Raw genomic sequence first — 1007 nt, 5'->3', positions numbered from 1 at the left:
CGAAAAACAGAGATTGAACTGAAGAGTTTGATCCTGGCTCAGATTGAACGCTGGCGGCATGCTTTACACATGCAAGTCGAACGGCAGCGCGGGCTTCGGCCTGGCGGCGAGTGGCGAACGGGTGAGTAATATATCGGAACGTACCCAAGAGTGGGGGATAACGTAGCGAAAGTTACGCTAATACCGCATACGATCTAAGGATGAAAGCAGGGGATCGCAAGACCTTGTGCTCCTGGAGCGGCCGATATCTGATTAGCTAGTTGGTGGGGTAAAGGCCCACCAAGGCAACGATCAGTAGCTGGTCTGAGAGGACGACCAGCCACACTGGAACTGAGACACGGTCCAGACTCCTACGGGAGGCAGCAGTGGGGAATTTTGGACAATGGGGGCAACCCTGATCCAGCAATGCCGCGTGAGTGAAGAAGGCCTTCGGGTTGTAAAGCTCTTTTGTCAGGGAAGAAAAGGCTGTGGCTAATATCCACAGCTGCTGACGGTACCTGAAGAATAAGCACCGGCTAACTACGTGCCAGCAGCCGCGGTAATACGTAGGGTGCAAGCGTTAATCGGAATTACTGGGCGTAAAGCGTGCGCAGGCGGTTTCGTAAGTCTGTCGTGAAATCCCCGGGCTTAACCTGGGAATGGCGATGGAGACTGCGAGGCTAGAGTTTGGCAGAGGGGGGTAGAATTCCACGTGTAGCAGTGAAATGCGTAGAGATGTGGAGGAACACCGATGGCGAAGGCAGCCCCCTGGGTCAAAACTGACGCTCATGCACGAAAGCGTGGGGAGCAAACAGGATTAGATACCCTGGTAGTCCACGCCCTAAACGATGTCTACTAGTTGTTGGGTCTTAATTGACTTAGTAACGCAGCTAACGCGTGAAGTAGACCGCCTGGGGAGTACGGTCGCAAGATTAAAACTCAAAGGAATTGACGGGGACCCGCACAAGCGGTGGATGATGTGGATTAATTCGATGCAACGCGAAAAACCTTACCTACCCTTGACATGG

At 53.2% G+C, this 1007-nt stretch carries 1 rRNA gene; it reads left to right on the top strand.

Going from position 1 to position 1007, the window contains the following annotated elements:
• Positions 1-15: 15 nt before the first annotated feature.
• A 16S ribosomal RNA gene (locus AC1RTP_RS28500) occupies positions 16-1007 on the top strand; the annotation flags it as partial.

Source organism: Pseudoduganella sp. GW821-FHT11H04 (assembly GCF_058807935.1).
Note: the sequence above shows the minus strand (reverse complement) of the source record. Positions and strands in the feature narration are given on the sequence as shown.